Below are 9,045 nucleotides of genomic sequence, written 5' to 3' on the forward strand. Positions count from 1 at the left end.
CAAACCCGAACTACCCTTCCTTTCATTTTTTATATACAGGATAGGCGACAGAGAACAAAGTAATAATTGGAAACTGACGACGCATTATAAATGCTAGACAGTTTATCTTTTTACTTCGTTCTCCACCCGTATTCAATTTAGTGAATACAGTTAACCCGTCCTTTCTATTTTAGATGGTAAAAGAGCAACCTGAACACACTATCTACCATTCTTATTTTTTATTTTTAAATAATTTTTCTACTATTATATAGTCGATAAATAATTACTTTTTTAAAAGTGGATTAAGCTTGAGTCAATGAATCAAGAAAATCATATAACTTCTTATTCATTTCTGAATAATCTTTGGTACGCAATTGTTCAGGTGTTTGAACAAAAGGTAACTCCTTATTTTGCTTACGCAAGTGTTCCTCGCCATCCGCAGCTATGAGCAAATCAATGGCTTGGGAATCAAACTCTAGGTGTGCTTGGAAGGCATAGTGTTTAGGACTAAAGCGAATAATTTGACGTGGACAACCTTGACTAGTAGCAAGAACAACTGCATTATCAGTCAATCCAGGCATATCACCATGCCAGTGGCCAGTATTGAGAGTTGTGCCAAAACCTTTGACATGCTCATCAGCTAATCCATCATCCGTAAGTGTTATTGGAAACACACCAATTTCGCGTTCTGGACTATGCTCATACTTACCACCATAGGCTACAGACAGAAGCTGAGCTCCCAAACATACACCAACAATATAGATATCAGCAGCAATTGCTTTTTGCATAAATGCAATCTCAGCGTTTGGGTCATAATAAGGAAAGGTCTGACGATCCTCATCAGGTGACTGAGGACCACCCATCACAATTAGAAAATCAATACCTTCAACGGTTTCAGGAAGGACCTCTTCCTCATATACCTTGGTTGATGTGATATTATGCCCACGGTCTTGAGCCCATTTTAAATAGGCTCCTGGAACTTCAAACGTTTCGTGTAAGATAAAATGAATATTCATTGTTTTTTCTTCCATCTATTATTAATTATCCTTGATAGTAGACCCGCTAAGATTAGAGGAACTGCTACCAGCCCTCCTTGACCGGTAAAACCTAGAACTAAGGCTATTCCCGTCAGAGGAGCATCCAAAGTTGTTACTAAAAATATGGTTGCACCAAGTAACATTCCTAGATTAGGATTTAGGGATAAACCAAAAGTCTCAAGACACCTTGTTAATAAGAAACCCGATCCGACACCTAAAGTAAACGAAGGCGTCAGTGTCCCTCCATAAGTACCTGACCATAGCAACAAGCACACAATAAGCCCTTTAATTACTAGCAAAATCGGAAGGTATTCCGAAGTTCCTCCAGAAAACATCCATTGTGCTAGAACCTGACCATTTCCCATGATTATAGGATAGAAAGCTACAATACCACCTAATATTATAAAAGAGACGGGCATGGTCCAGAGAATATGTTTATCTGTTATACGACTTTTACTCGCCTTTTTAGCTAAAACTTTAAATATAAGAGCAAGCGGAGTTACAAACAGCGTCAAAACAAGAATCTGTATCAAACTAGTAGGATGTAAGCTTACTTTATCTACTAAATATATAGCTTTCCCACCAACAATTGGACGAGCACAATAAGCTGACAAATAAGTTGTCACAAGAATGATACCAATGTTTTTCAGTTTCCAAGCAACTCCCAAAGTTTCCAAAACAAACAGTGTACTGGCAAAGGGAACTTGGTAAACCGCAGCTAAACCTGCTCCTGCACCACATGCAATCATGAGTTGTCTTTCAGGAATTTCTAAACCCAGTTTTTTTGATAAACTGCCAGCACATAAGGCACCTAATTCTCGTGGAGCTGCTTCCTTGCCTACCGAAGCACCTGCTCCAACGATTGCTACCTGAACCAAAGCATGAAGACTTTGGCCAAGAAAATTTGGACTCTTCTTACCAACGAGTTGCTTAGCCTTACTAATAGAAAGGAGGGACACTCGTCTCTGAAGGAAATACCAAAATAAACTAGCCAAAACACCTACTACAAGCAATACTGCAAATCGTCGAAAGGGACTTACAGAGTTAAACTGTGACAATAAATTCGATTTATCATTACCAAATACAAGAATTTGTATAAACTCCAAAAGGTAATGACAAAGAATGCCTACCAAACCTGAAGCAATACCGGTTCCAAAAACAGCTAAACTTAACCTAGTCGACTTGGGTAATGACGTTATAGGTTTTATTCCCCGAGCTATCATATTTTAGAGTTCAGCAAGAATCGCTTTTAGCAATCCTTTGAAGTCCCCTTTAACACGCTCTGTCACTTCCACCACTTCTTCGTGGTTCAATTCTTCTTGGAAACCAGCCGCAAAGTTGGTAATACATGAAATACCAAGAACTTTCAAACCAGAGTGAGCTGCGATAATAACCTCAGGAACTGTTGACATCCCAACAGCATCTGCACCAAGTGTCTTATAAGCACGGATTTCAGCTGGAGTTTCATAACTTGGACCAGTCACACCGATATAAACACCATCATCCAATTTGATACCAAGTTTATCAGCCATTTTATGAGCGGTTTCACGGTATTCAGGTGTGTAAGCTTTAGACATATCAGGGAAACGTGGACCAAAATCATCCAAGTTTTCACCGATCAATGGGTTTTGACCAGTCATGTTAATGTGGTCAGTGATGGCCATCAAAGTACCTGGGCCAAAGCCGATACCACCTGCTGCATTGGTTACAACAACTCCTTCACATCCAAGAGCTTTCATAACACGTACAGGGAAAGTAACGACTTCAAGCGGATTTCCTTCATAAAAATGGAAACGCCCTTGAAGAGCCAAAACCTTACGTCCAGACAAAGTTCCGTAAACAAGTTTTCCAGCATGACCGACAACCGTTGATTGTCCCCAGTTTGGAATATCCGCATAGTCAATGACAACTGCGTCTTCAACTTCTTCAGCCAACTCACCAAGTCCAGAACCCAAGATTAAACCAAACTCAGGATTTTCAATTCCTTTGCTTTCCAAAAATGCTTGAGTGACTCTAATTTTTTCAAGTAGCGACATGTTATTTCTCCCTTAATTTTATTTCATTCTTAAAAAGTGACCAATTTTTGAAAAAGTTCTTGCATTTCGAATGGTTATATCAGGATAAAAAGGTGTTTTCAATAACTTCTTATGATAAGCTGTTTGGCTATAAGTTGATTTATCATACTTTACCCAGTAGACACCAAGTTGACCAAAATGAAGTATTTCATCTTTCAACTCTAAAGAGTTAATAATCTTCTTCATTTCGTTCTTATCAAGTCTTTCAGTGAATAAGAGGACGTCTTTTCTATAGAAATCATCTTCCCACCACTTAGGTAATGAGGCCACTTCATTTTGATAATCTTCAAGAGTAAAAAGAGAAAATACCTTAATAAATGGATAAGCCTTATTTAGAAATTCCTCTAAAACTAAGAGGAGTTCCTCTTTCATCAAGGTAGAATCAAAGAAAAGATTTCCACTATTTATATAGGAAGAAACATGTGACATACCGAGTTCTTCCAACTCACGACAAAATTCCTCCATGACTACCTTGTGACGACCACCAACGTTTATTCCACGAACCAAAAATGCATAGCGCTTCATTTTAGATAAGTTTATCCAAGAAGCTTTCACCAATCATGGCTTTATCTACACCAAAGTTTTCAGCGACAGTTGCTGAGATGTCAGAGAAATGACCTACTGGAATAAGTCCATTTCCTTTGAATGATGGGCTATAAGCCAAGAAAGGAATATATTCACGAGTATGGTCTGTACCTGCATAAGTTGGATCATTTCCGTGGTCTGCTGTAATCATCAAGAGATCATCTTCACGCATAGCAGCAATGATTTCAGGCAAACGTTGGTCAAATTCGTGCAAGCAATCACGATATCCATGTGGGTCTCGACGGTGTCCATAAAGGGCATCAAAGTCTACCAAATTTGTGAATGAGAAGCCATGTTTGAAGTCTTCAGAAGTCATAGCTTTAATCAAATTATCAATACCATGGCTATTTGATTTGTTGTGCCCCATATCGTGGTTGATACCAGCTCCATTGAAAATATCATTGATTTTACCAACGGCATAAGTATCGATACCAGCTTCATTCAATTTATCCAAAACAGTTGGTGCAAATGGTGAGACAGCCAAATCACGACGGTTAGACGTACGAGTGAAGTTTCCAGGTTCACCAACGTAAGGACGAGCAATGATACGCCCTAGAAGAGCTGGACGCTCAAGAGTAATTGAACGCGCATATTCACAAATACGATACAACTCATCCAAAGGAATAACGTCTTCGTGTGCAGCAATTTGAAGAACTGGGTCAGCTGAAGTGTAAATAATCAATTCACCAGTTTCCATTTGACGAGGTCCAAAGTCTTCAATAACAGCTGTACCTGAGTATGGTTTATTAGCTTCACGAATGACTTTACGACCTGAGAATTCCTCAATTTTAGTGAGAATTTCTTCTGGGAATCCGTTCCAGAAGGTATCAAAAGGTTCAGTAATATTGAGACCCATGATTTCCCAGTGACCAGTCATCGTATCCTTACCAAGAGAAACTTCCTGCAATTTTGTTGCATAACCAGTTGGGTTACTTTCTGCTGGTACTGTTTTCAAAGGTGTTTCACGAGGAATATTTCCTAGACCAAGCTTAGCCATATTTGGCACATTCAATCCTACTGATTTAGAGATATGACCAAGGGTATCTGAAGCACCATCTGGCACACCTGCATTGACAAAGTCATTGGCATCTGGAGCAGCACCAATTCCTACTGAATCAAGAACGACTAAATGCATTCGGTTAAATTTGGACATAACAACACCACAAAGAGATAAGATCTTTTCGAAATTACCTCTTGCCTTTCTATATTATTTAATAGTTTGACAAAAATTAATTAGTTTTCCTCATTAAAAGTAAGGGGAAATCAAAATTGGACTAGGCCTTGACTTCAACGACCTTAACACCGTCTTTTCCTGCAACGATGACTTTGTTAACCATACCATTGAACAATCCATGATCGACAACACCTGTCATAGCTTTTAGTTCTTCACCAAGAGCTACTGGATTTTCAATCTTACCTAAATCAAGATCGATGATATAGTTCTTCATATCTGTAACAAAGCGATTACCTTCCTCCGTAAGTCGGAATGATGGCTTATAGCCCTTCGACTCAAAGACACGATAGAGACGATCAGCACCATATTGAACCACTTCAACTGGTAATTTGAAAGCACCTAATTGATTAACCATTTTTGACTCATCAACTACCCAGATATATTCTTTCGTAGGTGTAGCGACGATTTTTTCCATCAGAAGGGCACCACCGCCACCTTTAATCCCATTGAGTTGAGGGTCTACTTCGTCGGCGCCATCAACAGTAACATCAATACTGTCAATGTCATCCACTGCCTTCAAAGGAATGCCTAAGCCTTCAGCTTGTTTAGTGGTTTGACTTGATGTCGTTACACCAACAACACTAAGACCTTCTTCCTTAATGCGACGGCCAATTTCCTCTACGAAGAAGTAAGCTGTTGACCCTGTACCGAGTCCAACAACCATTCCATCTTCAACATATTTAGCAGCGGTTACACCAGCGATTTTCTTAAGTTCTTCCATGCTCGTCTCCTTGCATCTTTCTATAATAGTCATTCAAAACAATTATAACATGTTTCACCAGTAAATAGAAATGATATGGGGGAGGAAAACCGAGCAAAAATAAAAACTAGATCCTAAATAGAATCTAGTTTTGATGGGGAACTAATTTAATAGCACCACTTAATCTTCTTTACGACGTTTGAAGAATCCTACAAAGGCCGCAAAAATCATTGAAAGAAGTCCAATAAATCCAGCATTGCTAGTGTGCTCACCAGTTTGTGGCAACTCAGCTTGAGGCACTACAGGAACTTCAGTATCTGGAGTTGGTGTAGTTGGTGGTGTCACTGGAGTTGGAGGAGTAACAGGTGTTGGTGGTGTTTGTGGAGTAGTCGGTGGAGTTGGTGGTACCACGTGAGACTCTCTCTCAACGACATAGTTCTTGTGCCATACAACACTTGGTTTTTCAGGAGTTTTAGGTTCTACTGGTTTAGCAGGAACTTCAACTACTTTTGGTGTTGGTGGTGTTGGTGCCGTTGGACCTGTTGGTGGTGTTGGTTCAACCGGTTTTTCTGGAACTTCAACCACTTTTGGTGTTGGTGGCGTTGGTGCCGTTGGACCTGTTGGTGGTGTTGGTTCTTGTGGTTTACCAGGTACTTCAACTACCTCTGGAGTTGGTGGCGTTGGTGCCACTGGCTCTTTTGGTGGTGTTGGTGGTGTTGGTTCTTGTGGTTTAATACCAACTGTTTTAATAACTGGTTTAACCGGTGCTGTTGGTGGTGTTGGTGCCTTAGGTTCTTCAGGTTTTTCACCTGGATTCTTAGGCAAACCAAGATTAGAGTTGATTGCGAACCAATATACTGTTGGTGCACCATCAGCATTTGCACCTTCAGCAGTAAATACCAAGTGACCATTTGTCATCTTGATACCTGCACCTCCATAATAGAGGTAAGGTGAATCAGCGTTATCCCAACCTGTCAATTCAGACGTTGTCTCACCATTAAAGACTGCACCATGGTCAATGTATTGGTTATCATTGACTGACGTTACTTCTTTAGTAGCAGCATCATAAGTAACTGATGATTTTGGAATAGCGATGAATTGGTTATCACCAATATTTACATATTCTTGGTGACGTGTTGATTGGTATTTTTTCTTAGGTGTGAATGTAATCAAACCAGTTTCAGCAGAAACGCTGTACGAACCAATAACATCATCTTTATCACCAAATGTATAATCTTGGTTACCAAGAGCGTGTCCATTACCACTACCAGAAGCATTAAGAGTTGTTACATCAGATGGAATTTCACGTGAGACAACCCATTCTGAACCATTCCAGTCAGTGATAGGAACAACTACCTTAAGTGGGTTCTCATCAGAAATGTTAACAGTAGCGCCACCGAAATCAGCGTATCCAGATTTAGTAACAACTTCACCGTTTTGGATTGCCAAAGTAGAGCCATCTGCGTAAGGATTATATGTACCGCGGACAGTATTACCATTAACGTCTTTCGCTTCTACTGTAAGTGGACGTGGACGCTCAGATGTTTCAACATAAGCTGCACCATTCCAGTGGTTTAGTGAGTTAAGTGCTACGATAGCATTACGCTCACTAAGGTTGAACATTTTACCATCTTTATCGTAAAACTCAACATCTACTGCTACTTTAACTGGTTTATCTTGATCAGTTGATGCACCAACTGTCATAGTTACTGTTGGATCCTTACTGATTTTCGCGATACCTTTTCCGTCATTTGATGGAAGGCTAACAATCTCATAGCGGTAAACAACACGTTTGATTGCTGATGCTTCATTCTCAACAATCATGCTTGATTGGTTCAAACCATCATATGTAACAACAAATTTGTCACCTTCTTTAACTTGAACCCACTCGTCTTCAGTATTTGTCCAAGGGCTATTTGAAACAATGTCAGATGCTTGTAACTTGTTAGAGTCATATTGGAAAACATTACTTGTGTTAAGACGCTCTTGTGCTTCTTTTGTCAAGTAGTTGCTTACACCTTCAACTTTGTGTGTTGCATCGTTTTCACGTTGGAAGGTCAATTCTTGAACAACTTCAGCATCTTTAAGGTTACGATATACAGGATCATTCATGTATTTATCGTAAGCTGTTTTAGCTTCTTGGTATTGTTTAAGTGCTGTTTGGTAGACAGCTAATTTGTTTTGATACTCAAGGTACTCTTGGTCATATTTAGCTTTTTGCTCATTGTAGACAACCAAGGCTGCTTCGTATTTAGCTTTAGCATCTGCATTGTATTTTTCAATAGCTTGTTTTGTTTCAAGATCTGCTTCATAAGCTGTTTTCTTAGCGTTATAAAGTTCAAGATTCTTATCATATGCTGCTTTTTCTACATCATATTTAGCTTTTGCTTCATTATAAGCTGCTAGCTCAGTTTGATATTTAGCTTCAGCTTCAGCGTTACGTTTTTCAGTAACAACTTTTTCAGCTACTTTATTATCATAATTAGCTTTTTCAGCATTGTATTTGGCTTTATCTCTATTGTACTGTGCAAGAGCTGCTTCATAATCAGCTTTTGCTTGGTTATAAGTTGCCAATTCTGCTTGGTATTTAGCTGCAGACAAGGCATTTTCTTTATCAGCTGCTTCTTTTTCTGCTACCTTAGCATCATAAGTAACTTTCTTAGTCTTGTACTCTGAAAGAGCTGAGTCATAAGCTTGCTTAGCAATTTGGTATTGCTCTGAAGCTTTATCATAAGCTGTTTTTTCAGTATCATATTTAGCCTGAGCTTCAGCATTTGTTTTATCAGCAAGTGCTTTCTCAGCTAATTTGGCATCGTAGTTTGCTTTTGCTTTATCATAGTCAGCTTTATCTGACTTGTATTGTTCTTTAGCCGCTTTATAATCTGAAACGACTGTATTGATTTTCTCTGCTTGTGCTTTATTATCTGCAGCAGCTGCTTCAACAGTTTCTTTGGTTTGAGCAGGTTCTTCCTTAACCTCAACCCCTTCGTTAGTTGCAGCTGTTTTTGCAGCTTCTAAGCTTGTATTTGTTACTTCACTCGTTGTAACAGTTGTGTTGCCTTCTTCAGTAACGTTAACAACTTTCTTTTCAGTTGAATCTGCTACGGCAGAAGCGCTTTCTTCAACAGCATCTGTTGCTTCAAGTGCTGGTGTTGCTGAATCTGTAGCTGTTGCTACTTCATCAGCGCTTGCATTTGAAGCTCCTACTGCAAGAACTGCAGTCCCCAAAAGAACAGAAGCCGCACCAAGGCTAGACTTTCTGAGTGAATAACGTTGTAATTCCTTTTTCCCCATTTAAATTACGTCCTTCTATATTTAGTTATGTTCATATTCTAACAAAAGAAAGAACCTTGTCAATTTGAGATATCTCATAAAAACATCCATTCCTTTAAATTCTATTAGATTCATGTCTCATATACACATCTGACGATGCCT

General features: G+C 39.2%; 7 protein-coding genes. All 7 read right to left on the reverse strand.

What is annotated here, in order from left to right; genetic code table 11:
- Window positions 1-281: 281 nt before the first annotated feature.
- Window positions 282-995, reverse strand: coding sequence for a type 1 glutamine amidotransferase (locus H7U01_RS07255; RefSeq protein WP_073950450.1), 714 nt, complete (start codon window positions 993-995; stop codon window positions 282-284).
- A complete protein-coding gene (locus H7U01_RS07260; protein WP_183135742.1) occupies window positions 992-2,239 on the reverse strand; it encodes a chloride channel protein in 1,248 nt (415 codons plus the stop codon). The genes H7U01_RS07255 and H7U01_RS07260 overlap by 4 nt, the downstream gene beginning before the upstream one ends.
- 3 nt (window positions 2,240-2,242) lie before the next feature.
- Window positions 2,243-3,052, reverse strand: coding sequence for a purine-nucleoside phosphorylase (locus H7U01_RS07265; RefSeq protein WP_080612051.1), 810 nt, complete (start codon window positions 3,050-3,052; stop codon window positions 2,243-2,245).
- Between the two features lie 18 nt (window positions 3,053-3,070).
- Entirely contained in the window at window positions 3,071-3,616 is a 546-nt protein-coding gene (locus H7U01_RS07270) for a DUF1697 domain-containing protein (protein WP_070656393.1), read from the reverse strand.
- A 1-nt stretch (window position 3,617) separates the two neighbouring features.
- A complete protein-coding gene (locus tag H7U01_RS07275; protein ID WP_070476840.1) occupies window positions 3,618-4,829 on the reverse strand; it encodes a phosphopentomutase in 1,212 nt (403 codons plus the stop codon).
- Window positions 4,830-4,950: 121 nt separating this feature from the next.
- The gene (rpiA, locus tag H7U01_RS07280; protein WP_014634433.1) at window positions 4,951-5,631 is read right to left on the reverse strand and encodes a ribose-5-phosphate isomerase RpiA; all 681 of its coding nucleotides are present in this window, start codon (window positions 5,629-5,631) and stop codon (window positions 4,951-4,953) included.
- 159 nt (window positions 5,632-5,790) lie between these two features.
- Window positions 5,791-8,904 (reverse strand): GbpC/Spa domain-containing protein, encoded by a 3,114-nt coding sequence (locus H7U01_RS07285; RefSeq protein WP_201041363.1) that lies wholly within the window; start codon window positions 8,902-8,904, stop codon window positions 5,791-5,793.
- Window positions 8,905-9,045 lie beyond the last annotated feature (141 nt).

Source organism: Streptococcus sp. 21.1 (assembly GCF_016648635.1).
Classification (GTDB): domain Bacteria; phylum Bacillota; class Bacilli; order Lactobacillales; family Streptococcaceae; genus Streptococcus.